Genomic DNA, 25,311 nt, shown 5'->3' on the forward strand with positions numbered 1-25,311 from the left:
AGTGATCCTTCGGTTCAGTTTGGTACCCAAGCGGTCTCGGGTGGTGCCCACGCGGTGCGTGCCTCATCGGGGTGGACGTCTGTCCGCGCGGTACGCAGTGGAACCACTCGTTCTGCCGACGACCGGTCGATGCCCTCACCCGACGTCCGTCGCCGGGGCGGCGGTCATCGTTCGGCGAGCACCTCACCGATGTATTTGGCAACGGCTGCGACCGAGGCGATGGTTCCCGGATAGTCCATCCGTGTGGGGCCGAGCACACCGACGCCGCCGAACACGGTTCCCGATGCACCGTACCCTGTGGACACCACCGAGGTTCCACGCAGGTTCTCGGTCTGCGTCTCTTCTCCGATCTGCACTGTGACCTGGCCCATGTCCTGCGTCGTGGCCAGGATCTTGAGCACGACGACCTGCTCCTCGAGTGCTTCGAGGACGGTGTCCATGCCGCCGACGACGGGCGTGAAGTCGGCCGCCGACCGCGCGAGGTTCGAGGTGCCGCCCAACACGAGACGGTCGTCGCCGCGTTCGACGAGGGTCTCGACGAGAACCGTCGCGATGTTGAGGACCGCGCCGCGGATGTCGTCGGGTGCGGAGTTGGCGAGTTCCGCGACCGCCGCCGACGCTTCTTCCAGTCGTTTGCCGTGGAGTGCCGCGGAGAACATGTCGCGCAGGCGCGCGATGTCCCCCTCGTCGTGATCCTCGTTCAGCGCGACCATGCGCTGTTCGACCCGGCCGTTGTCGACGATCACCACGAGCAGCAGTCGCGACGGCGAGAGGGACACGACCTCGAGATGCCGAACGCGCGAAACCGACAGGACCGGGTACTGGATGACCGCCACCTGACGGGTCAGCTGGGCCAGCAGCTTCACCGAGCGCCGCAGCACGTCGTCGAGGTCGACTCCGGAGTCGAGCACCGACAGGATGGCCCGTCGTTCGGCGGAGGAGAGCGGTTTGATCTCGCTGATGCGGTCCACGAACATCCGGTAGCCCTTGTCCGTGGGGACGCGGCCGGAGCTGGTGTGCGGCTGGGTGATGTACCCCTCGGCCTCGAGCACCGCCATGTCGTTGCGAACGGTGGCGCTCGATACCCCTAGCTGATGTCGTTCGACGAGTGCCTTCGATCCGATGGGCTCCTGCGATTCGACGTAGTCGGTCACGATCGCGCGGAGGATCTCGAACCTACGGTCGTCCGTAGTGGACACGCGGTACACCTCCTGATCCGAGTCCCGGTCCATGGAGTTGGGCCATAGAGTTGGGTACGTCCCATACTGGGTAGGTTCCATACTACGAAACCGGCGCGGAGTCACATGATCTTCAAGGGGGTACGGGAGGGTAAGCCCTATCCCGACCACAAGCTGTCGACGCGGGGCTGGGCGAAGATCCCGCCGCGTCAGCTGCGGCTCGACCAGCTGACCACGCTGACCAAAGTCTTGGCCCTGGACAAGCTGCTGAGCGAGGACTCGACGTTCTACGGCGACCTGTTCGCGCATGTCGTGCGCTGGGAGGGCGAGCTCTACCTCGAGGACGGACTGCATCGCGCCGTGCGCTCGGCGCTGCGGAACCGCAACATCATCCACGCGCGCACCCTCGACCTCGACGCCCTCGACCTCTCCGAGGGCGCCCGCCCTCTGGAGGAGCAGCTCGACGACACCGCCGAGATCCCGGCGCGTCCCCGCGTCGTCGACGTCCCGTCCGAACCGGTCCGACCGAACCGTGGCGCCCCCGACCCGCACAGCAGCGGCGGCGCCCATCGTCGAGGCCCCCAGTCCACGGGCTGGACGAGGCCGACTCGCCCCGACCGACCCTGGTAGAGCCACCACTTTTCGCCGAACCCACCCGCCACGCGGTGGAGGATCTGCCGAGAAGTGGAGGGTTTGGGGAGCGGGTCAGCCCCAGAGGACGCGGCGGATCACACCGTCGGCGAGGAGCCGGCCGGCGTCGGTGAGGACGTAGGCGTCCCCGGTCGGGGTGAGCAGGCCGTCGGCGCAGAGTGCGTCGGCGTTCGCGCGTTCGGTGTCGTCGAGCAGCCCGCCCGGCGGTCCGGTACGGCACCGTGTGGTGAGCATGACCGCCTCCATGTGGCGGTCCTCGGCAGTGAGTTCCTCCGACGACGCGACGGGCAACACACCCTCACCGAGCGTCCGCGCATAGCGCGCCGGATGCTTCACGTTCCACCAGCGCATCCCGTTGACATGCGAGTGCGCGCCGGGACCGATCCCCCACCAGTCGTGACTGTTCCAGTAGGCGATGTTGTGCCGGCACGCACCGGCGTCGTCGAGTGCCCAGTTCGACACCTCGTACCAGCCGAAACCGTTGGCGCTCAACCGGTCGTCGAGGATCTTGTAGCGGTCGGCGAGGACGTCGTCGTCCGGTGCGGGCATCTCGCCGCGCCGGATTCGACGCGCCAGGGCCGTGCCGTCCTCGACGATGAGCGCATAGGCCGACACATGGTCGACACCCGCGGACAGCACGGCGTCGAGGGTGGCGTGCAGGTCGGCGTCGGTCTCGCCGGGCGTGCCGTAGATCAGGTCGAGGTTGACGTGGTCGAAGCCGGCCGCCCGGGCCTCCCGCGCCGCGGCGACCGCCCGTCCCGGTGTGTGGACCCGGTCGAGGACCTTGAGGACATGCTGGGCCGCCGACTGCATGCCGAGGGAGATCCGGGTGAACCCGGCGGCGCGCAGCTGCTCGAAGAACTCCGGCGACGTCGACTCCGGGTTCGACTCGGTGGTGACCTCCGCGTCGGGAGCGAGGTCGAAGTGGGCGCGCACTGCGTCGAGCAATCGCGTGAGACCGTCGGCACCGAGCAGCGACGGCGTGCCGCCGCCGACGAAGATCGTCGACACCTTCCTCGCCGGCTGCAACAGCCGCGCGGCCGACTCCAGTTCCGCGGCCACGGCCTGCTGCCACGACTCCGGCGACGACGTCGAACCCAGCTCCCCCGCGGTGTAGGTGTTGAAATCGCAGTAGCCGCAGCGGGTGGCACAGAACGGGACGTGCAGGTAGAGACCGAACGGCACCTCGGGGTCGACGTCGCGGCAGGCCCCGGCGACGAGCTCGGTGGTGAGCTCTCGGGTGGGCGCTTCGATGTCGACGTTCACCGTTCCATCATGCCGACCTCGGCGTCCGCACCGAAATCGTCGCGTTCTGTCCCCCTCGTCGGTGGGGCCGGGGAACAACCAGGCGGCCGGGCTGCTTGACCGGCTCAGGTAGGACCTCCGGCCCCACCCGCGCCGCCGCGTTTTCCATCATCGTGATGGAAAATAACCCCAAGTAGACGAGGCGATGATGATCGTGGCACTATGGACCCCGTGATTTTCCCCGGGGTGTGGCTCGCAGCGCGTCGCCACATTGATCTCAAGCGCGTCAACAGCGCTTTCTGTCGCGTCTAGCGACGTCTCGGCCCCGATTGATCCCTGAATCCAGGGATGCCGGCACGTTTCAGCCCACCTTTTCGTGCGATTGAAGCCGGCCCCTGTGCGCCGGCACAGGAGATTTCATGACGTCCACAACTGATGCCCCAGCTGTGCCCGATGCCGTTCCCGCTCCGGCCGCCGAGAAGCGCGCTCGTCCCGCCCGCAAGGCGCGCCCGGTCAAGCGCCGCGCCGAAGGCCAGTGGAAGCTCGGTTACCGCGAGCCGCTGAACCCGAACGAGCAGGTCAAGAAGGACGACAACCCGCTCAACGTGCGCGCCCGCATCGAGAACATCTACTCCAAGCAGGGCTTCGACTCCATCGACAAGCAGGACCTGCGCGGCCGGATGCGCTGGTGGGGCCTCTACACCCAGCGCGCCGAGGGCTACGACGGCACCTGGACCGGCGACGAGAACATCGACCTCCTCGAAGACAGCCACTTCATGATGCGCGTGCGCTGCGACGCCGGCGCGCTGAACGTCGAGCAGCTGCGCACCCTCGGCGAGCTCTCCACCGAGTTCGCCCGCGACACCGCCGACCTCTCCGACCGCCAGAACGTCCAGTACCACTGGATCCGGATCGAGGACGTCCCGACGATCTGGGAACGTCTCGAAGGTGTCGGACTCAAGACCACCGAGGCCTGCGGCGACTGCCCCCGCGTCGTGCTGGGCTCGCCACTCGCCGGTGAATCCCTCGACGAGGTCCTCGATCCCACCCCGGCCATCGACGAGATCGTCCGCCGCTACATCGGCGACCCGAAGTATTCGAACCTGCCGCGCAAGTTCAAGACCGCGATCTCGGGCCAGCAGGACGTGGTGCACGAGATCAACGACGTCGCCTTCGTCGGCGTCGTACATCCCGAGCACGGCCCGGGTCTCGACCTCTGGGTCGGTGGCGGACTGTCCACCAACCCGATGCTCGCCCAGCGCGTCGGCGCCTGGGTTCCGCTCGACGAGGTGCCCGACGTGTGGGAGGCCGTGGTCTCGATCTTCCGCGACTACGGATACCGACGTCTCCGCGCCAAGGCCCGTCTGAAGTTCCTCATCAAGGACTGGGGCATCGAGAAGTTCCGTCAGGTGCTCGAGGACGAATACCTCGGCCGCAAGCTGATCGACGGCCCGGCTCCGGAACAGCCCGAGCGCCCGATCGACCACATCGGTGTGCAGAAGCTGCGCAACGGACTGAACGCGATCGGCTTCTCCCCCATCGCCGGCCGCGTCTCGGGCACCATCCTGACCAAGACCGCCGAGGCCGTCGCCGCGGTCGGTTCCGACCGCGTCCGCTTCACCCCGTATCAGAAGCTGATCGTGCTCGACGTCCCCGACGACAAGGTGGACTGGCTGATCGACGAGCTCAAGCCGCTCGGCCTGCACGGCCGCCCGACGCAGTGGCGCCGGAATCTCCTGGCCTGCAGCGGTATCGAATTCTGCAAACTCTCGTTCACCGAGACCCGCAAGCGGTCGCAGGTCCTCGCCCCCGAGCTGGACGAGCGGCTCGCGGACATCAACTCGAAGCTCGACGTGCCGATCACGGTGAACATCAACGGCTGCCCCAACTCGTGTGGACGGTCGCAGATCGCCGACATCGGGTTCAAGGGGCAGCTCGTCGAGGACGCCGACGGCAACCAGACCGACGGCTTCCAGGTCCACCTGGGCGGCAGCCTCGGCCTGGACTCGGGTTTCGGTCGCAAGCTGCGTCAGCACAAGGTGATGGGGACCGAGCTCGGCGACTACATCGAGCGCGTGGTCCGCAACTTCGTGGACCAGCGTCAAGAGGGTGAACGGTTCGCGCAGTGGGCCGTTCGTGCCGACGAGGAGGCTCTCCGATGACCATCAGTACCTCTGCCCCGGACACCGGCCGGCGGTACAGCGAGGAAGAACTCCGCGCGATCGCGGCGAAGGGCGCCGCCGACCTCGGCCCCGATGCCACCCCGGAGGAACTCATCCGGTGGACCGCAGAGACCTTCGGCACCAACTTCGTTGTTGCGTCGAACATGCAGGACGCCGCCCTCGTCGACCTCGCGGTCAAGAACGTCGACCGCGAACTCCTCGGCGGCGACCCGGTCAAGGTCCTGTTCCTCGACACCGGCTACCACTTCGCCGAGACGATCGGCACCCGTGACGCCGTCGAGCAGGTGTACGGCGTGGACATGGTCAACCTGACCCCCGAGCACACCGTCGCCGAACAGGACGAACTGTTGGGCCGCAACCTCTTCGCACGCGACCCCGGCGAGTGCTGCCGGTTGCGCAAGGTCGTCCCGCTCAAGGCGGGTCTGGCGGGTTACGACGCCTGGATCACCGGCATCCGCCGCGTCGAGGCGCCGACCCGGGCCAATGCGCCGCTCATCTCGTTCGACGAGGGCTTCGGGCTCGTCAAGATCAACCCGATCGCACCGTGGTCCGACGAGACGATGCAGGACTACATCGACTCCAACGGAGTGCTGGTCAACCCGTTGGTCGACGAGGGCTACCCCTCGATCGGTTGTGCACCGTGCACCGCCAAACCCGAACCCGGATCCGATCCGCGCAGTGGCCGCTGGGCCGGCCGCGCCAAGACAGAATGTGGGCTCCACGCATGACCGTCACCGAACCCGTCCACGACACAACCGTCTCCGCCGAGGCCGACGACTTCACCACGCTCGATGCCCTCGAATCCGAGGCCATTCACGTCTTCCGTGAGGTGGCAGGCGAATTCGAGCGCCCGGTGATCCTGTTCTCCGGCGGCAAGGACTCCACCGTCCTGCTCCACGTCGCACTCAAGGCGTTCTGGCCTGCGCCGCTGCCGTTCTCGCTGCTGCACGTCGACACCGGCCACAATCTGCCCGAGGTCCTCGAGTTCCGCGACAACGTCGTCGAGCGTCACAACCTGCGCCTGCACGTCGCCAAGGTCGAGGACTACCTCGCCGACGGCCGGCTGACCGAGCGCCCCGACGGCGTCCGCAACCCGCTGCAGACCATCCCGCTGCTCGACGCGATCACCGAGAACCGCTTCGACGCGGTCTTCGGCGGTGGCCGCCGCGACGAGGAGCGGTCGCGCGCCAAGGAGCGGATCTTCTCGCTGCGCAACGCCTTCGGCCAGTGGGACCCGAAGCGTCAGCGTCCCGAGTTGTGGAACCTCTACAACGGCCGGCACGCACCGGGCGAGCACGTGCGCGTGTTCCCGCTGTCGAACTGGACCGAGCTCGACATCTGGCGCTACATCGCCCGCGAGCAGGTTCTGCTCCCCTCGATCTACTACGCCCATGAACGTGACGTCTTCCTCCGGGACGGCATGTGGATGACTCCCGGCGTCTGGGGTGGACCCCGTGAAGGCGAAGAGCTGCAACGCCTCTCGGTGCGCTACCGCACCGTCGGCGACGGCTCGTCGACCGGCGCGGTGCTCTCCGACGCCGCCGACAACGAGGCCGTGCTCGACGAGGTGGCCGCGTCGCGGCTGACCGAGCGCGGCGCCACCCGCGGCGACGACCGGGTCTCCGAGGCCGCCATGGAAGACCGCAAGCGCGAAGGATATTTCTGACATGAGGCACGCACCCGACCTTCTCCGCATCGCCACCGCGGGCAGTGTGGACGACGGCAAGTCGACGCTCGTCGGCCGCCTGCTGTACGACACGAAGTCCGTTCTGGCCGATCAGATCGACGCAGTGACCAAGGCGTCGGTCGACCGCGGACTCGAGGGGCCCGACCTGTCGCTGCTCGTCGACGGCCTGCGGGCCGAGCGCGAACAGGGCATCACCATCGACGTGGCGTACCGCTACTTCGCAACGCCCGCACGCTCTTTCGTGCTCGCCGACACCCCCGGACACGTGCAGTACACGCGTAACACGGTGTCCGGCGCCTCCACCGCGCAGCTGGTGATCCTGCTCGTCGACGCCCGCAACGGCCTCGTCTCGCAGACCCGTCGCCACGCCGCGGTGATGGCCCTGCTCGGTGTTCCGCAGCTCGTGCTGGCGGTCAACAAGATCGACCTCGTCTCCGATCAGGCGTCGGTGTTCGCCGAGATCTCGGCCGAGTTCGCCGAGCTGACGCGCTCGCTGGGCTGGTCGGACGAGCAGGTCACCGCGATCCCCGTGTCGGCGCTGCACGGCGACAACATCGCGAACCGTTCGGAGAACACGCCGTTCTACGATGGCCCGACCCTCATCGAGCACCTCGAGACGGTGCCGAACCTCACCGAGCGTGCGCCGGTGGGACTGCGTTTCCCGGTGCAGTACGTGATCCGTCCCCGCACCCCCGAGTACCCCGACTACCGCGGTTACGCGGGTCAGATCGCGGCCGGCCGGGTGTCGGTCGGTGACGAGGTCGTCGTCCTGCCGTCGGGTCAGCGGACCACCGTCAGCCAGATCGACACCGCCGACGGACCGTTGGAGACCGCGCACACCGGACGCAGCGTCACGATCCTGCTCGCCGACGACGTCGACATCTCGCGCGGCGACCTGATCGCGGCTGCGGCTGACGCTCCGGAGCCGGTGCAGCAGTTCACCGCCACCGTGTGCTGGCTCGCCGAGAAACCGTTGCGCCCCGGTGCCCGCCTGCTCCTCAAGCACGGCACCAAGACCACGCAGGCCATCGTCGGCGGGCTCGACGCGCTTTTCGACGAACAGAACCTCGCGCTGGAGCAGGCTCCGGAATCGGTGGAACTCAACCAGATCGTGCGGATCTCGGTGCAGACCGCCGAGCCGATCCCGGCCGACGACTATCAGGTGAACCGCGAGTCGGGCAGCTTCCTGCTGATCGACCCGCAGGGTGGCAACACCCTCGCAGCCGGCCTGGTCGGTGACGCGCTCGCGCCGCTGCACCTCAAAGAGTTGGTGTGAATCCGGCTCTCGTCCTCGTCGCACACGGCAGTCGCGATCCGCGCTTCGGCGCGACCGCACGCCGTGTGCGCGACGCCGTCGCGGCGACCCTGCCGGGCGTCGAGGTGGTCCTGTCCTATCTCGACCTCGACGAGCCGCTCGTCGGCGATGTCCTCGGTCGGACCGGGAACGAAGCCGGCGGGGATGGTACGGGCGGGGATCCTGTTGTGGTTCCGTTGCTGCTGTCCGCGGGTTATCACCACAAGATCGACCTGCCGGCGATCATCGCCGAGCACCGGCCGTTCGCGCATCAGACCGATGTCATCGGAACGCGGTCGTTCACCGCGGCCCTCGCCGACCGTCTGCTCGAAGCCGGCCTCGACGAGCGCGACGGCGTGATCCTGTCGGCGGTGGGTTCCTCCGACGAGTCCGCCGACCGTCACGTCCGGCGGAGGGCCCTCGAGCTCTCGACCCACCTGCATCGACCGGTCGAGGTGGTCTTTGCGACCAAACTCGGTGCCGGTGACCGCGCGGTCGCCTCGGCTGTCCGCCGGCTCCGCGCCGCCGGTGCCGAGCGCGTCGCGCTCAGTCCGTACTTCCTGTCGGCGGGTCTGCTGATCGAGCGGGTCGAGACCGCTCTCGACGCGCTGGTCGAGGAGATGCTCGTGGCCGGCCCGCTCGGCGCGCACCCCGATGTCATCGGGGGCATCTGCAGCCTCTATCGCGCGGCCGCACGGGATCGGGCGGTCACCGCGTCACGGTGACGACTCCTAGATCGTGACGAGCCAGGCGATCACGACGAGGACCAGCAGCGCCAGCAGCGCGAGGGTGACCGGCGAGCGCAGTAGTTTCACAGTCCGGTCCCATCGTCGTCGGCGAAGCGTCTGCGGTCGAACAGCGTCGCCGCCAGATCGACCATGAGACTGAGAACATAGGCGATCAGGATCGCGACCGGAATCACCACGGCGACGGTGACCAAGAGCTGCGGAACGAAGGAAAGGCCGGTCAGCCACTCCTCCACACCGTCCCACCAGGCGAAGAACGCCGTCACCTCATCACCTCGTCCGTCCGATTCGGATCATCCGTCTGCCCGGCCCCGTCGAGGCCGACTGGCGTCGGACAGCGCCCGTCGCAATGATAGATCCCATGTCTGTTGCAGATGACTCCACCGTAACGTCCCTGCCGACGGCGACCTCCGCACCGGGCGCCGGCACCGACGCCGCACGAGTCAGCGTCCCGGGACCGGCGCCGATGCCCCCGACCAACCCGGCGCACGGGAGCGCCTTCCCACCCATCGGCGACTACGCGTTCCTGTCCGACACCGAGACGAACTGCCTGATCGCCCGCAACGGTTCGGTCGAGTGGATGTGCGTGCCGCGACCCGATTCGCCGAGCGTCTTCGGGGCGGTGCTCGATCGGAGCGCCGGCCACTTCCGCCTCGCGCCGTACGGCGTGAACGTGCCCGTCGATCGCCGGTACCTGCCGGGCAGCCTGATGGTCGAGACGACCTGGCAGACCGACACCGGCTGGATCATCGTGCGCGATGCCCTGGTCATGGGCCCGTGGCACGACAACGACCGACGCTCCCGTACCCATCGCCGCACGCCCACCGACTGGGATGCCGAGCACATCCTGCTCCGCACGGTGCGCTGTGTATCCGGCACTGTCGAACTGCACATGAGCTGTGAGCCGGCGTTCGATTACCACCGCGGGACGACCAAGTGGGAGTACTCGGGTCCGGCGTACGGCGAGGCCATCGCCACCGCCCGGGACACCGACGCCGACACCCCGACCCTCAAGCTCACGACCGACCTCCGCCTCGGGCTCGAGGGCCGAGAGGCACGTGCCCGCACCCGCCTCGTCGAGGGCGACAACCGGTTCGTCGCGTTGAGCTGGTCTCGGTTCCCGGCACCGCAGAACTGGGACGAGGCGGCCCAGAAGATGTGGTCCACGGCCGAATCGTGGCGGCAGTGGATCAACATCGGAACCTTCCCCGACCATCCGTGGCGCTCCCATCTGCAGCGCTCCGCGCTCACCCTCAAGGGACTCACCTACTCCCCGACCGGCGCCCTGCTGGCCGCCGCGACCACTTCGCTGCCGGAAACCCCTCAGGGCGAACGCAACTGGGACTACCGCTATGCGTGGGTGCGAGATTCGACGTTCGCCCTGTGGGGTCTGTACACGCTGGGCCTCGACCGTGAGGCCGACGACTTCTTCTCCTTCATCGCCGATGTCTCGGGCATCACCAACGGTGAACGCCATCCGCTGCAGGTGATGTACGGGGTCGGCGGCGAGCGGACCCTCGAGGAGGAGGAACTCACCCACCTCTCCGGCTACGACGGCGCACGCCCGGTCCGGATCGGCAATGGCGCGTACAACCAAGCGCAGCACGACATCTGGGGCACGATGCTCGACTCGGTGTACCTCAACATCAAGTCCCACGAGTCCGTCCCCGAGACCCTGTGGCCCGTCCTCAAGGCGCAGGTCGAGGAGGCGATCGAGCACTGGCGCGACCCCGATCGCGGCATCTGGGAGGTCCGCGGCGAACCGAAGCACTTCACCTCGTCGAAGGTGATGTGCTGGGTGGCACTGGATCGCGGTTCCCGCCTCGCCACCATGCACGGCGAGGACACCCATGCCCGGGAGTGGGCGGCGATCGCCGACGAGATCAAGGCCGACGTCCTGGCCCATGGCGTCAACGACCGCGGGGTCTTCACCCAGCGCTATGGCGACGACGCCCTCGACGCCTCACTGCTCCTCGTACCCCTCCTACGGTTCCTGCCGCCCGACGACTACCGCGTCCGCGCAACGGTTCTCGCGATCGCCGACGAACTCACCGACAACGGTCTCGTACTGCGCTACAAGGTCGAGGAGACCGACGACGGCCTCACCGGCGAGGAGGGCACCTTCACGATCTGTTCGTTCTGGCTGGTGTCGGCACTGGTCGAGATCGGTGAGCTGGAGCGGGCCAAGACGCTGTGCGAACGTCTCCTGTCGTACTCGAGTCCGCTCAAGCTGTACGCGGAGGAGATCGACGCGAAGACCGGTCAGCAGCTCGGGAACTTCCCGCAGGCGTTCACCCACCTGGCGCTGATCAACGCGGTCATGCACGTCATCCGCGCCGAGGAGGCCGAGCACCAGCACACGTTCCAGCCGGCGAATCACTGAGAACCGGCCGGTGTGCTCTTACCGGGCCAGGTCTCAGACCTCGGTCAGGGCAGCGACCTTGGTGGCCCGCGCGTACACGGTCTCGCCGGTCTTCAGGTTGAGGGCGTTCTGGTCTCCTCGGGTGATCTGGGCCGCGAACTCGTCACCCGTCGTCGCGGCGACGAGCTCAACCCGGGTCTCGAAGCCGAGGTTGACCACACGCAGGACGGTTGCCTTGATCACACCGGTGTCGAGGGACGCGTCGGCCGCCGGCGACGCCATCTCCGGGGTACGTCCGATCCGGATGTCGTGTGGACGGACGAGTTCGCCGTTCAGACGCACCGTGGATCCGAGGAACGACGCGACGAACTCGTTGGCCGGTCGGTCGTAGAGGTCGTCGGGAGTGCCGACCTGCTCGATGCGCCCCTTGTTGAGGACGGCGATGCGGTCGCTCACATCGAGCGCCTCCTGCTGGTCGTGGGTGACCAGCACGGTGGTGACGTGGACCTCTTCATGCAGTCGACGTAGCCAGCGGCGCAGGTCATCTCGCACCTTCGCGTCGAGCGCACCGAACGGTTCGTCGAGGAGCAGCACTTTGGGGTCGACGGCGAGTGCGCGGGCCAGCGCCATACGCTGCCGCTGACCGCCCGACAGCTGTGCCGGGAACCGCTGCTGGAAGACGGTCAGTCCGACCACCTCGAGCAACTGGTCGACCTTCGCGTCGATCTCCTTCTTGGACCGCTTGCGGATCTTGAGGCCGAAGGCGATGTTGTCGCGCACCGTGAGGTGTTTGAACGCGGCGTAGTGCTGGAACACGAATCCGATGTCACGCTTCTGCGGCGACTTCTGCGACACGTCGTTGTCGTTGATGCGGACGATGCCCGAGTCCAGTGTGTCGAGGCCGGCGATCGCGCGCAGCAGGGTCGACTTCCCCGAACCCGACGGACCCAGCAGCGAGGTCAGCTGCCCGTCCGGGATGTCGATGGAGACGTTGTCGAGGGCGGCGAAGTCGCCGTAGCGCTTGTTCGCACCGATCACCTGGATGGACATGTCACACGCCTTCCTTGTTGTGGGCGTTCGAGTGGACGACCTGCTTGGCGTCGACGGACTCCGGCCCGTGCGGCGGGGTGAGGTCGACTTCGGTGAGTTCGGCGTCGCCCGAGGTGGATTCACTGGCGTCGACGAGACGGGACTTGGCGCGGCGCTCGATGAGCGACATGAGCACGAGCACCAGGATGGCGACGAACATCAGCAGCGTCGCCGCCGCGTAGGCGCCGAACTCGTTGTAGTCGTCGGTGTAGCGGGAGTGAACCAACAGGGTCAGCGTCTGGGAGACACCGGGATAGTTCGACGAGACCATGGTCACCGCACCGTATTCACCGAGCGCTCGGGCGACGGTCAGGACGATGCCGTAGGTCAGACCCCAGCGGATCGCCGGAAGGGTGATCCGCCAGAAGACCTGCCACGAGTTCGCTCCCAGCGTCGCGGCCGCCTCCTCCTGTTCGGTGCCGATCTCACGCAACACCGGTTCGACCTCACGGGCGACGAACGGCAGGGTGACGAACAGCGTGGCCAGCACCAGGCCGGGGAAGCCGAAGATGATCCGGAATCCGAGACTCTCGACGCCGCCGAACCAGCCCCCGTGGCCCCACAACAGGATCAGCGCGACACCGGCGACCACCGGCGACACCGCGAACGGCAGGTCGACGACCGCCTGCAGGAGACCCTTGCCGGGAAACCGGCCGCGGGCCAGGGCCAGCGCCGTGATCACCCCGAACACCACGTTGAGCGGCACCACGATCGCGACGATCAGCAGACTGAGCTGGAGCGCCGAGATGGCCGCCGGGGTGGTGATCCACTCCCAGAACTGGACGATGCCGTGTTCGAAGGAGCGATAGAAGATGGTGCCGACCGGGACGACCAGCAGGATGAACAGGTAGACCAGCGCGACGGTGCGCAGCCCGTACCTGGTCAGCGGTGAAACCTTCATCGGTCTGCGTCCTCCCGCGTGGACTGCCACCGGCCCGCGACACGCAGGACGAGCAGGGTGACGAAGGCGATCAGCAGCAGTACCACCGAGATCGCGGCCGCGTCGACCGGTGCGTCGATCTCGACCTGCTGCTGGATGTACTGCGACGCCACCTGGGTGTCTCCGGGAATGTTGCCGCCGATGAGCACCACCGAACCGAATTCACCGATCGCACGGGTGAACGCGAGGCCGGCACCGGTCAGGATCGCCGGGAGCAGTGCCGGCAGGACGATCTTGCGGAAGATCGTGGCGTTGTTGGCGCCGAGCACCGCAGCGGCCTCCTCGACATCGACGTCGAGTTCGATGAGCACCGGCTGTACCTGGCGCACCACGAACGGCAGGGTGACGAAGGTCAGCGCGATCACCAGTGCCGGCTTGGTGGCGTTGAGCTGGATGTCGATGGGACTGTTCGGCCCGTACAGCGACAGCAGCACGAGGCTGGCGACGATCGTCGGCAGTGCGAACGGCAGGTCGATGATCGCGTTGACGAATCCCTTACCGGGGAACTCGTCGCGCACCAGCACCCACGCGATCAGGGTGCCGAACACGACGTTGATGAGCGCGGCCACCACGGACACGAGGACCGTGATCCAGATGGCGTCCACCGCGACGGGCGCGGAGATGGCCGCCCAGAAACCGCTCCAACCGTCGTCGAAGGACTGCACCGTGATCGCGGCCAGTGGGAGCAGCACGATGATGCTGAGCCAGAGCCAGGCGATGCCGATGGTCATCGGGCTCACGCCGGCGAACGTCCGCGAGCGTCCGAGGAATCCGCGCGGCGGTCCGGCATCGGGGACCGGCGAGCCGGTGTCCGGGGCCGTGACCGGTGTTCCGACAGGATCGACCGAGGTCACTGCTTACCCCCTGAGTCGTAGATCTTGGTGATGGCGCCCTTTTTCCCGAACAGGGCGTCGTCCACGGCTTTCCAACCCGTCAGGTCCTTGCCGTCGTTCTCCTCGGCGGTTCCCTCCCCGAGTACCTTGCCGAGTTCGGCGATCGTCCACAGCTTCGCGATGTCACCCGGGAACAGGTTCCGGGTCTCGGCGATGACCGCCGGGTCGACGGGCCGGAAGCCCTGCTCGGCCCAGATTCGTTGCGCCTCCGGGGTGAACAGGAAGTCCACGAACGACCGCGCGCCGGCGAGGTCGTCGGAGGTGTTGATCACCGCGACCGGGTTCTCGATCTTGAACGTCTGGGGCGGGATCACGTACTCGACCTCATTGTCCGGACCGGCGGTGGCGTTCGCCCGGTCGAGCATGATCGCCTCGTTCTCGTAGCTGATCAGCACATCGCCCTGGCCCTGCTCGAAGGCCGTGGTGGCTTCGCGACCCGACTTGGGGACCACCTTGATGTGGTCACGCACCAGTTCGGCCACGTAGTCGAGGCCTGCCTGCGGGTTGCGACCGCCGTCGCTGATCGCGGCGTACGGTGCCAGCAGATTCCACTTCGCCGAGCCGGAGCTGCCCGGATTCGGGGTGACCACCTGCACGCCGGGCTTCAGCAGATCCGCCCAGTCGCGGATGTTCTTCGGGTTGCCCTTGCGGACCACCAGCGCGACGACCGACCCGAACGGGGTGCTGTTGTTGGGAGCTTGCTTCTTCCAGTCCTCGTCGACCAGACCCGCCTTCACCAGTCGGGTGATGTCGGGCTCGACCGAGAAGTTCACCACGTCGGCCGGAACACGACGCGCCACCTTGCGCGACTGGTCACCGGACGCGCCGTACGACGCCGAGAAGCCGATGTCACGACCTTCCGGCGTTTCGCGGAAGGCCGGGATGATCTCGTCGAAGCCGATCTTGGGGACTGCGTAGGCGACCAGATCGAGGTGTCGATCACCGCTCGAGATGTCCACTCCGCCGGGTTCGTCGGTCGATCCGCCACCGCAGCCCGCTACGACCACCATCACCGCAGCCAGCAAGGTCACCAGCACAGCGGTGCTCGCCCGACGGATGCCGCGCCGTGTGGCTGGACCAGCGCTCACTCTTCCTCCAAGACTCAACGGGACCGGTCGGTACGGGCTGTGACCGGCGGACCGAACCACGCTAGCAACCAGCGTGATCGTCATCGGATTTCAAATCAGTGAGATCGAAACTCTGCCCAGGCCACACCTGCGGGCGGCCGGCACACGTCGCGCTACTCCAGCCGCCAGTCCTCGTAGGCCCGCGGATCGTTGACCGGTTCGAGGTGTGTCGTGATGTTCAGATCGGGGACCGCGGCATGCAGATCGTCTTCGACGACCTCGGTGAGGTCGTGGGCGCGCTGTACCGACCAGTCCCCCGGCACCAGCATGTGCAACTGCACGAATCTCTGGTGACCGGCCTCGCGCGTGCGGATGTCGTGGAAGACGATGCCGTCGGCGCGGTGCCGGTCGAGCACGTCGTTGATCGCGCTGCGCTGTTCTGCCGGTAGTGCGGAATCCATAAGACCGGCGCCCGACCGCCACACGAGTTGGGTGCCGACGACCATGATGTTGACGGCGACCGCGATGGCGATCAGCGGATCGAGCGGGAGCCAACCGGTCCACGCGACCAGGAACACGCCCACGACGACGCCCACCGTCGTCCACACATCGGTCATCAGGTGCTTGCCGTCGGCCTCGAGGGTCAACGATCGATGTTTCCGGCCGGTGCGGATGAGAATCCAGGCCACCACCGCGTTCAGGACCGTGGCTCCCACGGATATGCCGAGGCCGAGTCCGACTTCCTCGAGCTCACGCGGGTTGATGAGCCGGTCCACCGCGGTTGCCACGATGATGACCGCTGCGACGACGATCAGCACACCCTCGAAGACCGCCGAGAAGTACTCGGCCTTGGTGTGCCCGAAGTTGTGACGCTGGTCCGGCGGTTTCGCCGCGACCCGTAGGGCGACGAACGCACCCACCGCGGCGATGACGTTGACGATCGACTCGAGCGCGTCGGACAACAGCCCCACGGACCCGGTGACCCACCAGGCGAGCAGTTTGAGTCCGAAGACCGCGACGGCGGTCACGATGCTGAGCATTGCGAACCGTGACAGGTTCCGGCGATGGTTGCTCGTCATGATCGGCCCCGACTCAGGCCGCGAGGCCACGACGACGCAGCAGCGGCTCGATCTGCGGCTTGCGGCCGATCAGCGTCTCGTGCGACACGAGCGGGTCGACGCTGTCGCCGCGCGACAGCGTCGCCTCGGCGAACCGCCGGCCGTTCTCGCGCTCCAGGCCGCCCGAGGCGAGGAACCACCGTTCGGTCTCGGCGTCGAGGACCTCCGACCAGATGTAGCTGTAGTAACCGGCCGAGTATCCGCCGCCGAAAACGTGGTTGAAGTAGGCGCTGCGATAGCGGGGCGGGATCAGATCGGTCTGCAGACCCACCTCGGTGAGCGCCTTCGCCTCGAAGGCCTCGACATCGGTGACAGCAGCGGCCTCCTCCACCGTCAGCCGGTGCCAGGCCAGGTCCAGCGACGACGCCGCAAGGTACTCGATGGTCCCGTGTGCGGTCTCGGCGCCCGCGGATTCGCGTGCGGCAGCGGCCAGCTCGGCCGGGATCGGTTCACCGGTCGCGTGGTGCAGCGCGTAACTGGCGAGCACCTCCGGATGCAGCGCCCACATCTCGTTGACCTGAGAGGGGAACTCGACGAAGTCGCGCGGCACGGATGTCCCCGACTGCGACGGGTACTCCACCGACGACAGCAGACCGTGCAGTGCGTGTCCGAACTCGTGGAACAGGGTCGTGAGCTGATCGATGCTGAGCAGACAAGGCTGTCCCTCATCGGGTTTCGTCAGGTTCAGGACGTTCACGATGATCGGCTGGGTCTGCAACACCGACGACTGGTCGACGATGTTGTTCATCCAGGCGCCGCCGCGCTTCGACGACCGCGCGTAGAAGTCACCGAGGAACAGGCCGATGCCGGTGCCGGCGTCGTCCCGCACCTCCCACACGCGCACGTCGGGGTGATAGACGGGCAGGCCGGTCCGTTCGACGAAGTGCAGGCCGTACAGCTTGTTCGCGGCGTGGAAGACGCCCCGTGTGAGCACGGTGTCGAGTTCGCAGTAGTCGGCGAAACCGTCGAGCGGAACCGACGATCTGGCCTGCTTCTCGCGCTCGAGCCAGAAGGTCAGGTCGGCGGGACCGATCTCGACGTCGCCTGCGAACTCGGTGAGCCGCGTCAGTTCCCGACCACCGGCACGCATCGCGGACTCGTTCAGCTCACGGAGCAGGTCGTCGACCGCCGACGGGTCGGGTGCGGTCTGCTCGGCGATCACGAACTCGGCATGGTCGCGGTAACCGAGGAGCTCGGCGCGGCGGGCACGCAGACGCACGATCTCGAGGACGAGGTCACGGGTGTCGTGGTCGTTGCCGCGCGAGCAACGGTTCACCGATGCATCGAAGACCCGTTGACGCACAGCGGGGTTCGTCAACTCGGTGAGCACGGACTGGCTGGTCGGCAGTTCCAGGGTGATCAGGTATCCGCTGTCGTGACCGGCATCGGCGGCCGCTCGTCGGGCGGCCGTGATCTGGCCTGCGGACAACCCGTCGAGGTCGGCCGCGTCGTCGACGAGCACCGCCGACTCGTTGGTGTCGTCGAGGATCTTCTGCGAGAACGTGGTCGTGAGATACGCCAGCCGAGAGGCGATCTGACGCATCTCCTCCTGCTCCGCCGCGGGCAGACCGGCGCCGGCGCGCACCGACTCGCGGTACCGCTTGTCGAGGAGACGACGCTGCGGCTCGGTCAGGTCGAGTTCGTCGGCACGGGAGGCGAGCTCCGAGATCCGGCCGAACAGAACCGGATTCATCGCGATGGTGTTGCCGTGATCGGTGAGCAGCGTCGAGAGTTCTTGGGAGATCTCGTTGCGCTTGGGGTTGGTGTCGGGGCCGACGAGGTTGAAGAAGATTCCCGACGCGCGGGCCAGGTCACGGCCCGACAACTCCAGCGCCTCGACGGTGTTGGCGAACGTCGGCTCCGCGGGGTCGCCCGCGATGGCCTCGACCTCGGCGAGGTGCGACGCCATCGCCGCGGTGAACGCGGGCAGAAAGTCGTCGTCGGAGATCGACGTGAAGTCCGGCAGCTCGTAGGGCAGATCGCTCTGTGCCAGTACCGGATTGGTTGCGCTGTCCTGCCCCGTCATCTATTTGCCCTTCGGTTTGTCACCTGCTGCATCGGTGGAGAGCGCCGCGACGAACGCCTCCTGCGGGACGTCGACACGGCCGATCGTCTTCATCCGCTTCTTGCCTTCCTTCTGCTTCTCGAGCAGTTTGCGCTTACGGCTGATGTCGCCGCCGTAGCACTTCGCGAGCACGTCCTTGCGGATCGCCCGGATGTTCTCGCGCGCAATGATCTTCGAGCCGATGGCCGCCTGGATCGGAACCTCGAACTGCTGGCGCGGGATGAGTTCCCGGAGCTTGAGCGCCATCCGGTTGCCATAGGCGTAGGCGGCGTCGCGGTGGACGATCGCGCTGAACGCGTCGACGGCCTCACCCTGCAGCAGGATGTCGACCTTCACCAGGTCCGCTTCCTGCTCGCCCGCCTCCTCGTAGTCGAGCGAGGCGTAACCGCGGGTCCGCGACTTCAGCGAGTCGAAGAAGTCGAAGATGATCTCCGCCATGGGCAGTGTGTAGCGGAGTTCGACGCGGGTCTCGGAGAGGTAGTCCATGCCGCCGAGCTCGCCGCGGCGCGACTGACACAGTTCCATGATGGCGCCGATGAACTCGCTCGGCGCGATCACGGTGGTCTTCACGACCGGCTCGTAGATGTGGCGGGTCTTGCCCTCCGGCCAGTCCGAAGGGTTGGTGACGACGTGCTCGGAGCCGTCCTCCATCACCACGCGGTACACCACGTTGGGCGCGGTCGAGATGAGGTCCAGGTTGAACTCGCGCTCGAGACGTTCGCGGGTGATCTCCATGTGGAGCAGACCGAGGAAGCCGCACCGGAATCCGAATCCGAGCGCCACCGACGTCTCCGGCTCGTAGGTGAGCGCGGCGTCGTTGAGCTGCAGCTTCTCCAGCGCCTCACGCAGCACCGGATAGTCCGAGCCGTCCATCGGGTACAGGCCCGAGTAGACCATCGGCCGCGGTTCGCGGTAGCCGGTCAGGGCCTGGGTCGCGCCGTGGCGGGCGGTGGTGACGGTGTCACCGACCTTCGACTGCCGCACGTCCTTCACACCGGTGATGAGGTAGCCCACCTCGCCCACACCGAGACCCTGGGTGACCTTCGGTTCCGGTGACACGATGCCCACCTCGAGCAGTTCGTGCGTGGCGCCGGTCGACATCATCTGGATCTTCTCGCGCGGCACGATCTTGCCGTCGACCACACGGACGTAGGTGACGACGCCGCGGTAGGTGTCGTAGACCGAGTCGAAGATCATGGCTCGCGCCGGGGCGTCGGCGTCGCCGACGGGTGCCGGCACCTTGCGGATGACCTCGTCGAGCAGCTCCGACACGCCGACACCGGTCTTGCCCGACACCCGCAGGACGTCCTCGGGCTCACAACCCACGATGTGGGCGAGCTCGGCGGCGTAGCGGTCGGGGTCGGCTGCGGGCAGGTCGATCTTGTTGAGGACCGGGATGATGGTGAGGTCGTTCTCCATCGCCAGGTAGAGGTTGGCGAGGGTCTGTGCCTCGATGCCCTGCGCGGCGTCGACGAGCAGCACCGCACCCTCACACGCCTCGAGTGCGCGCGACACCTCGTAGGTGAAGTCGACGTGGCCGGGGGTGTCGATGAGGTGGACGACGTAGTCGTCACCGTCGAGCTGCCAGGGCAGGCGTACGTTCTGCGCCTTGATGGTGATACCGCGCTCACGCTCGATGTCCATGCGGTCGAGGTACTGCGCCCGCATCTGGCGCTCCTCCACCACGCCGGTGAGCTGCAGCATCCGGTCGGCCAGCGTCGACTTTCCGTGGTCGATGTGGGCGATGATGCAGAAGTTCCGGATGCGCGCCGGGTCGGTGAAGGTCTGGTCGGCGAAGGTGGGAATTGGAACTACTCCTCGAGGATGGACACGGGCGTTGACCACCATGTTCTCATGAGCGCCGCGAATGGTGCCCAGGCGGATGGCGGGGCGCTACCGTGGCAGCCGTGACAGCCGAGTCCGCCGAGTCCGCCGAGTCGAAAATGCCAGGGACCACCATCACCATCGTCGAGACCGACGACGTCGCCGCCGACGTGCATCGTCCCGACGGCACACCGCGCGCCACGATCGTCCTCGCGCATGGCGCCGGCGGGAACCGTTCCGCCGTCATCCTGCGCGCGCTGGCCGACGAGCTGAGTTCGCGCGGGTATGTCGTCGCCCGGATCGATCTCCCCTATCGCCGCCGCCGCCCCAAGGGACCTCCCAGTCCGTCGACCTCGCCGGCCGACCGCGACGGCATCCGCGCCGCCTGCGCGATGTTCCGGGCCGAGTCCGAGGGCCCACTGTTCGTCGGCGGTCACTCCTATGGCGGCCGCCAGGCGTCGATGGCCGTCGCCGAGGACGGGCCGGCCCTCGCCGACGGTCTCCTGCTCAGCTCCTATCCGCTGCACCCACCGGGCAAGCCCGACCGGCTGCGCACCGAACACCTGCCGTCGATCACGGTGCCGACCCTCGTCGTCCACGGCAGCACCGACCCGTTCGGAACCACCGAGGAGATGGCCGAGGCCATCGGCCTGATCGACGGGCCGACGCGGATCGTCGAACTCGAGAAGGTCGGTCACGACCTGAACCCGAAGAAGAAACCGACCGCCGCGCTGACCGCCGACGCGGTGGACGAGTTCCTGATGGGAGAAGCCGGCCTCGGATGAGAGAATCCGGGGCGTGACGAGCCGCAGCCGCCGTTCCCGCCTCCGCCCCACCGCCGAGGTCGCCCGCACGATCAGCTACAACCCCGAACTCGACGGCGACGCCGATCCCGGCGAGATCGTGTGGACGTGGGTCGCCTACGAGGACGATCCCAGCCAGGGCAAGGACCGTCCCGTTCTCGTCGTGGGTCGCAACGCCAACGCCGGGACCTCCGACGACGTACTGGGCCTGATGCTGTCGAGCAAGGACCACCACAACCCGGATTCGTCCCGCTCGCTTCGCTCCCGGCGACGGGACGACGACGACTGGTTCGCCGTCGGGACCGGCACGTGGGACTCCCAGAACCGCCCGAGCTTCGTTCGTCTCGACCGCGTCCTCGTCGTCGACGCCGACGGCATCCGCCGTGAGGGCGCCATCCTCGACCGCCGCCGCTTCGACGCGGTCGCCGACGAACTCAGGACGCGCTTCGGCTGGCGTTAGGCCAGCCGGGTGATCTCCACGACGACGTCGAGATCCGTTGCGCCGCCGCCGGTGTAGACACCCTTGAGCGGCGAGACGTCCGCATAGTCGCGGCCCACGCCCACCGACACGTGCTGTTCGGTGATCGGGGTGTCGTTGGTTGGGTCGTAGCCCCACCAGCCGCCGGTCCACGCCTCGATCCACGCGTGGCTCTGGCCCTCGACCGTCTTGTCGATCGCCGCATTCGGCTTCGGGTGCAGGTACCCCGACACGTAGCGGGCGGGAATCCCCAGGCCGCGCAACATGACCAGGGTGAGATGGGCGTAGTCCTGGCAGACGCCCTTGCGTTCGTTCCAGGCGTCGACGGCGGTGGTGTGCACACCGGTGGTGCCGGGCACGTACTCCATCTCCTGGTGGACGAACCGCGAGATCGCCTCGACGGCCTCCCCGGGTGTCAGACCCTTGGCCACCTTCTTGGCCGCCGAGATCAGCTGCCGGTTCTTCGGCACATAGGTGGTGTTGGAGAGCATCTCGTCGTAGCGATCCATGACGGCCTCGCTGGTGATGACCTCCCATGTCGCCTGGTCTTCCTCGGCCGGACGCTGCCCGGCCTCGGTCTCCACCACCGACATCCCCGACACCTCGAGCTCCTCATGCGGCGCATGGAGATCGAAGGCGGTGACCGCCGTACCCCAATAGTCGGTGTAGCGGTATGACCTGGTCGCGGGGACGGTCTCGACACGATTGACGATCACGTTCTGCCGGGCGTCGCTGCGGGGCGTGATCCGCGCCTCGTTGTACGAGGAGGTGACGGGACTGTTGTACGCGAAACCGGTGGAATGGACGACGCGTAGACGCCAGCTCACAGTTCACTCTCCTCGATGACTTGGCCATCGCTGACGCGGGCGTCGGCCCACGAGACGTACGGCGACACATGGAAGTACTGCTTGGTGACCGCCTCGTTGACGGCCCGGCAGGTGTCCTGCAGATCGACGAGCCGTTCTTGCAGCCCGTCGAGCAGTTCGCCGGGTTCGAGGAACTCCAGCGAGCTCCGTGCACGGCCGAGCAGGAGTTGGGCCTCGGCCTGCGCGCCGACACGGCTGGGCCCCTTCTCGAGCTGCGCCAGATTGCGTTCGGCGACGCTGAGCGCGTGGAAGATCGACCGCGGGAACAGGCGATCGAGCAGGATGAACTCGACGATGTTCTCGGCATCGAGGACGCCGCGGTAGGTGCGCAGGAAGGTGTCGTGGCCACCCGCGGAGACCAGCACGTTGACCCATGCGGGCGACGAGGTGCGATCCCCTGCGCGCGACAACAGCATTCGGATCGTCATGTCGACGCGCTCGACGGAGCGGCCGAGCAGCAGATATCGGTAGCCGTCGTCGTGACTGAGGGTCGCGTCGGCGAGGCCGGCGAACATCGCCGCACGGTTCTTCACATACGAGAGGAACTCGTGCGGGCCGAGTCGACGCGAGCGGCGTTCGGCGGCGTCGAGCCCGTTGTAGGTGGTGTTCAGACACTCCCACAGCTCACTCGACGTGACTTCCCTTGCGCCACGTGCATTCTCGCGTGCCGCACGGATCAGGTCGACGATCGACCCGACCGCGTCGGCGTCGTAGGCGACGCGCTCGGTCAGCGTCCAGACGTCGAGTTCCTCGTCGGTCTCGGGGGCCTCGAGGCCGAGCACCTGGATGATCAGTCGCGCCTGCTGGTCGACGTCGACGGTCGTGTCCTCGAGCAGCTGATGGATCGCGACGTCGAGGATGCGCGCCATGTCGTCGGCGCGTTCCACGTACCGGCCGATCCAGTAGAGGGATTCGGCGTTGCGCGCCAACATCATCGGGGATCACCGCCCTGCTGCTGGATCATGTCGCCGAGTTGCTGACACTGCCCGCCGGACGACTGCGACCGGGATGTCGTGCCCTGCTGCTGCTGCTGGGTCTGTGTGTGGACCGGGTCGGGGGCGCTGTCGGCGGGTCGGGCCGCGGCGACGCCGCTGGAGGTGACCACCTTCGCCCCGGACAGTTCGCGTTCGGCCTCCGACGTCCGGCTGGCCAGCACCCAGGTGTCCTTGGAACCGCCACCCTGACTGGAGTTCACCACCAGCGATCCCTCCGGCAGCGCGACGCGCGTCAGCCCACCGGGCAGGACCCACACCGACTCACCGTCGTTGACGGCGAACGGACGCAGGTCGACGTGACGCGGGCGGATCTCGTCGCCGATCTTCGTCGGCACCGTCGACAACTGCACGACGGGCTGCGCGATCCAGCCGCGCGGATCGTTGCGGACTTTGCGCGCCAGCGTGTCCAGCTCCGCCTTGGTGGCCTCCGGACCGAAGACGATGCCGTATCCGCCCGATCCCTCAACGGGTTTCACGACGAGTTCGTCGATCCGGTCGAGCACTTCCTCGCATTCCTCGGGGAGCCAGCAGCGCAGGGTGTCGACGTTCTGCAGGCTGGGCTTCTCCCCGAGGTAGTACTGGATGATCTCCGGGACATAGGTGTAGATCAGCTTGTCGTCGCCCACCCCGTTGCCGACCGCACTCGAGATGACCACGTTGCCCGCGCGCGCCGCGTTGAGCAGTCCGGCGACACCCAGCATCGAATCGGGGCGGAACTGCATCGGATCGAGGAAGTCGTCGTCGATCCGGCGGTAGATGACGTCGACGCGCTGTTCGCCCTCCGTGGTCCGCATGTAGACGACGTTGTCGCGGCAGAAGAGATCTCGGCCCTCGACCAGCTCGACGCCCATCAGCCGCGCGAGCAGCGAGTGCTCGAAGTAGGCGGAGTTCGCCACACCCGGCGTCAGCACGACGATGTTCGGGTCGGCCTCGTTGAAGGCGGCCGACGCCCGCAGTGCACGCAGCAGATGGCTCGGATAGTCGGCCACCGCACGGACCCGGTGTTTGGAGAAGAGGTCGGGGAACACGCGTGCCATCGCACGACGGTTCTCGAGCACGTACGACACACCCGACGGCGAGCGCAGATTGTCCTCGAGGACACGGAAGTCGCCGTTCTCGTCCCGGATCAGGTCGATGCCGGCGACGTGGATGCGAACACCGTTGGGCGGCCGGATGTTTGCCGCCTGCCGATGGAAATGCTCACACGAGTGGACGAGGCGTTTCGGCAACACACCGTCGCGCAGGATCTCCTGTTCGCCGTAGATGTCGTCGAGGAACAACTCGAGCGCCTGCACACGCTGGGTGATACCCGCTTCGAGCTTGCTCCACTCACCGGCCGAAATCACGCGCGGCACAATGTCCAACGGGAACGGACGCTCCTTGCCGGACAGCGAGAAGGTCACGCCCTGGTCGAGGTAGGCGCGGCCCAGCGCTTCGACGCGGGCCTCGACCACATCGGACTGGTCCTCGTCGGCCATCGCCTTGTAGATGCCGCGGTAGGGCGTACGCACATCCCCCGCGGCATCGAACATCTCGTCATATGCCTTGCCGTACGGGCCTTTTGCGTATCCACCGAAGTTTCCGGTGAAGTTTCCCTCGCCACTCGACTTCGTCGGCTTGGCGGCCGATCCCGAACTCTTCGTCGCGCCGGAGCGGCCCGACGCCGATTTCCCGGACGAGCTCGACGTCGTCGTCTTCGCGGATGCGGACTTACGCGCCGCCTTCTTGGCGGGCGCACTTGTCGATGCGGGGGTCATAAAGTGCCATGGTGCCGCATAACCGCGTAATCGGCACGACGGTTGGCCACCCGTGTCGCGCAGGCACGCG

22 protein-coding genes are annotated in these 25,311 nt (G+C 67.3%); 9 read left to right on the forward strand and 13 right to left on the reverse strand.

Going from position 1 to position 25,311, the window contains the following annotated elements:
- Positions 1-164: 164 nt before the first annotated feature.
- Positions 165-1,199 carry a heat-inducible transcriptional repressor HrcA gene (gene hrcA / locus NWF34_RS06200; protein ID WP_024500473.1) on the reverse strand — a complete coding sequence of 345 codons (1,035 nt, stop codon included), beginning with the start codon at positions 1,197-1,199 and terminating at the stop codon, positions 165-167.
- Positions 1,200-1,304: 105 nt separating this feature from the next.
- On the opposite strand from hrcA, the gene NWF34_RS06205 reads away from it, so the two are divergent.
- Positions 1,305-1,808 (forward strand): type II toxin-antitoxin system VapB family antitoxin, encoded by a 504-nt coding sequence (locus NWF34_RS06205; RefSeq protein WP_024500474.1) that lies wholly within the window; start codon positions 1,305-1,307, stop codon positions 1,806-1,808.
- Positions 1,809-1,883: 75 nt separating this feature from the next.
- On the opposite strand, the gene hemW is transcribed toward NWF34_RS06205, so the two are convergent.
- Positions 1,884-3,095 carry a radical SAM family heme chaperone HemW gene (gene hemW, locus NWF34_RS06210; protein ID WP_258324406.1) on the reverse strand — a complete coding sequence of 404 codons (1,212 nt, stop codon included), beginning with the start codon at positions 3,093-3,095 and terminating at the stop codon, positions 1,884-1,886.
- A gap of 398 nt (positions 3,096-3,493) precedes the next feature.
- Between hemW and NWF34_RS06215 the strand changes: the two genes are divergently transcribed.
- From NWF34_RS06215 to NWF34_RS06235, 5 genes are read left to right on the forward strand one after another with little or no spacing between them, the layout of a single operon-like run.
- The gene (locus tag NWF34_RS06215; RefSeq protein WP_024500476.1) at positions 3,494-5,236 is read left to right on the forward strand and encodes a nitrite/sulfite reductase; all 1,743 of its coding nucleotides are present in this window, start codon (positions 3,494-3,496) and stop codon (positions 5,234-5,236) included.
- Complete coding sequence (locus NWF34_RS06220) at positions 5,233-5,985, forward strand: phosphoadenylyl-sulfate reductase (protein ID WP_024500477.1); 753 nt, start codon at positions 5,233-5,235, stop codon at positions 5,983-5,985. The genes NWF34_RS06215 and NWF34_RS06220 overlap by 4 nt, the downstream gene beginning before the upstream one ends.
- On the forward strand, positions 5,967-6,923 hold the full coding sequence (gene cysD, locus NWF34_RS06225) for a sulfate adenylyltransferase subunit CysD (RefSeq protein ID WP_375295626.1): 957 nt from the start codon (positions 5,967-5,969) through the stop codon (positions 6,921-6,923). Before NWF34_RS06220 ends, cysD begins: the two co-directional genes overlap by 19 nt.
- A gap of 1 nt (position 6,924) precedes the next feature.
- Positions 6,925-8,220: a sulfate adenylyltransferase subunit 1 gene (locus NWF34_RS06230; protein ID WP_258324407.1), complete on the forward strand. Its 1,296-nt coding sequence runs from the start codon at positions 6,925-6,927 to the stop codon at positions 8,218-8,220.
- On the forward strand, positions 8,217-8,963 hold the full coding sequence (locus NWF34_RS06235) for a sirohydrochlorin chelatase (protein WP_024500480.1): 747 nt from the start codon (positions 8,217-8,219) through the stop codon (positions 8,961-8,963). Before NWF34_RS06230 ends, NWF34_RS06235 begins: the two co-directional genes overlap by 4 nt.
- Before the next feature lie 86 nt (positions 8,964-9,049).
- On the opposite strand, the gene NWF34_RS06240 is transcribed toward NWF34_RS06235, so the two are convergent.
- The gene (locus NWF34_RS06240) at positions 9,050-9,250 is read right to left on the reverse strand and encodes a hypothetical protein (protein ID WP_006434857.1); all 201 of its coding nucleotides are present in this window, start codon (positions 9,248-9,250) and stop codon (positions 9,050-9,052) included.
- A 95-nt stretch (positions 9,251-9,345) separates the two neighbouring features.
- On the opposite strand from NWF34_RS06240, the gene NWF34_RS06245 reads away from it, so the two are divergent.
- Positions 9,346-11,367 carry a glycoside hydrolase family 15 protein gene (locus NWF34_RS06245; protein WP_024500481.1) on the forward strand — a complete coding sequence of 674 codons (2,022 nt, stop codon included), beginning with the start codon at positions 9,346-9,348 and terminating at the stop codon, positions 11,365-11,367.
- 33 nt (positions 11,368-11,400) lie between these two features.
- Here the strand turns inward: NWF34_RS06245 and NWF34_RS06250 are convergent, their stop codons facing one another.
- From NWF34_RS06250 to lepA, 7 genes are all read right to left on the reverse strand, one after another.
- Complete coding sequence (locus tag NWF34_RS06250) at positions 11,401-12,396, reverse strand: sulfate/molybdate ABC transporter ATP-binding protein (protein ID WP_243828938.1); 996 nt, start codon at positions 12,394-12,396, stop codon at positions 11,401-11,403.
- 1 nt (position 12,397) lies between these two features.
- Positions 12,398-13,336, reverse strand: a complete 939-nt coding sequence (gene cysW, locus NWF34_RS06255; RefSeq protein WP_024500483.1) for a sulfate ABC transporter permease subunit CysW — start codon at positions 13,334-13,336, stop codon at positions 12,398-12,400.
- Entirely contained in the window at positions 13,333-14,229 is an 897-nt protein-coding gene (cysT, locus tag NWF34_RS06260; RefSeq protein ID WP_258324408.1) for a sulfate ABC transporter permease subunit CysT, read from the reverse strand. Before cysT ends, cysW begins: the two co-directional genes overlap by 4 nt.
- Positions 14,226-15,356, reverse strand: coding sequence for a sulfate ABC transporter substrate-binding protein (locus tag NWF34_RS06265; RefSeq protein ID WP_024500485.1), 1,131 nt, complete (start codon positions 15,354-15,356; stop codon positions 14,226-14,228). Before NWF34_RS06265 ends, cysT begins: the two co-directional genes overlap by 4 nt.
- Positions 15,357-15,508: 152 nt before the next feature.
- The gene (locus tag NWF34_RS06270; protein WP_258324409.1) at positions 15,509-16,414 is read right to left on the reverse strand and encodes a cation diffusion facilitator family transporter; all 906 of its coding nucleotides are present in this window, start codon (positions 16,412-16,414) and stop codon (positions 15,509-15,511) included.
- A gap of 13 nt (positions 16,415-16,427) precedes the next feature.
- The gene (locus NWF34_RS06275) at positions 16,428-18,479 is read right to left on the reverse strand and encodes a M3 family metallopeptidase (protein ID WP_258324410.1); all 2,052 of its coding nucleotides are present in this window, start codon (positions 18,477-18,479) and stop codon (positions 16,428-16,430) included.
- Positions 18,480-20,366 (reverse strand): translation elongation factor 4, encoded by a 1,887-nt coding sequence (gene lepA, locus NWF34_RS06280; RefSeq protein WP_006434838.1) that lies wholly within the window; start codon positions 20,364-20,366, stop codon positions 18,480-18,482.
- A gap of 59 nt (positions 20,367-20,425) precedes the next feature.
- On the opposite strand from lepA, the gene NWF34_RS06285 reads away from it, so the two are divergent.
- Positions 20,426-21,127 (forward strand): alpha/beta fold hydrolase, encoded by a 702-nt coding sequence (locus tag NWF34_RS06285; RefSeq protein WP_375295627.1) that lies wholly within the window; start codon positions 20,426-20,428, stop codon positions 21,125-21,127.
- A gap of 13 nt (positions 21,128-21,140) precedes the next feature.
- On the forward strand, positions 21,141-21,605 hold the full coding sequence (locus NWF34_RS06290; protein WP_024500489.1) for a type II toxin-antitoxin system PemK/MazF family toxin: 465 nt from the start codon (positions 21,141-21,143) through the stop codon (positions 21,603-21,605).
- Here the strand turns inward: NWF34_RS06290 and NWF34_RS06295 are convergent.
- The 3 genes from NWF34_RS06295 to NWF34_RS06305 are packed head-to-tail and all read right to left on the reverse strand — an operon-like array spanning position 21,602 to position 25,241.
- Positions 21,602-22,450 (reverse strand): transglutaminase family protein, encoded by an 849-nt coding sequence (locus NWF34_RS06295; protein ID WP_159405906.1) that lies wholly within the window; start codon positions 22,448-22,450, stop codon positions 21,602-21,604. The genes NWF34_RS06290 and NWF34_RS06295 overlap by 4 nt on opposite strands.
- Positions 22,447-23,424, reverse strand: a complete 978-nt coding sequence (locus tag NWF34_RS06300) for an alpha-E domain-containing protein (protein WP_159405905.1) — start codon at positions 23,422-23,424, stop codon at positions 22,447-22,449. The genes NWF34_RS06295 and NWF34_RS06300 overlap by 4 nt, the downstream gene beginning before the upstream one ends.
- On the reverse strand, positions 23,421-25,241 hold the full coding sequence (locus tag NWF34_RS06305) for a circularly permuted type 2 ATP-grasp protein (RefSeq protein ID WP_024500492.1): 1,821 nt from the start codon (positions 25,239-25,241) through the stop codon (positions 23,421-23,423). The genes NWF34_RS06300 and NWF34_RS06305 overlap by 4 nt, the downstream gene beginning before the upstream one ends.
- Positions 25,242-25,311: the final 70 nt, after the last annotated feature.

The organism is Gordonia sp. GONU (genome assembly GCF_024733855.1).
Lineage (GTDB): Bacteria > Actinomycetota > Actinomycetes > Mycobacteriales > Mycobacteriaceae > Gordonia > Gordonia amicalis.

Coding starts and splice junctions, on each gene's coding strand:
- NWF34_RS06230 (WP_258324407.1), top strand. CDS start 6,925: ATGAGGCACGCACCCGACCTTCTCCGCATCGCCACCGCGGGCAGTGTG.
- NWF34_RS06205 (WP_024500474.1), top strand. CDS start 1,305: ATGATCTTCAAGGGGGTACGGGAGGGTAAGCCCTATCCCGACCACAAG.
- cysW (WP_024500483.1), bottom strand. CDS start 13,336: ATGAAGGTTTCACCGCTGACCAGGTACGGGCTGCGCACCGTCGCGCTG.
- NWF34_RS06215 (WP_024500476.1), top strand. CDS start 3,494: ATGACGTCCACAACTGATGCCCCAGCTGTGCCCGATGCCGTTCCCGCT.
- NWF34_RS06245 (WP_024500481.1), top strand. CDS start 9,346: ATGTCTGTTGCAGATGACTCCACCGTAACGTCCCTGCCGACGGCGACC.
- NWF34_RS06220 (WP_024500477.1), top strand. CDS start 5,233: ATGACCATCAGTACCTCTGCCCCGGACACCGGCCGGCGGTACAGCGAG.
- NWF34_RS06270 (WP_258324409.1), bottom strand. CDS start 16,414: ATGACGAGCAACCATCGCCGGAACCTGTCACGGTTCGCAATGCTCAGC.
- lepA (WP_006434838.1), bottom strand. CDS start 20,366: ATGGTGGTCAACGCCCGTGTCCATCCTCGAGGAGTAGTTCCAATTCCC.
- NWF34_RS06300 (WP_159405905.1), bottom strand. CDS start 23,424: ATGATGTTGGCGCGCAACGCCGAATCCCTCTACTGGATCGGCCGGTAC.
- NWF34_RS06250 (WP_243828938.1), bottom strand. CDS start 12,396: ATGTCCATCCAGGTGATCGGTGCGAACAAGCGCTACGGCGACTTCGCC.
- NWF34_RS06305 (WP_024500492.1), bottom strand. CDS start 25,241: ATGACCCCCGCATCGACAAGTGCGCCCGCCAAGAAGGCGGCGCGTAAG.
- NWF34_RS06275 (WP_258324410.1), bottom strand. CDS start 18,479: ATGACGGGGCAGGACAGCGCAACCAATCCGGTACTGGCACAGAGCGAT.
- cysD (WP_375295626.1), top strand. CDS start 5,967: ATGTGGGCTCCACGCATGACCGTCACCGAACCCGTCCACGACACAACC.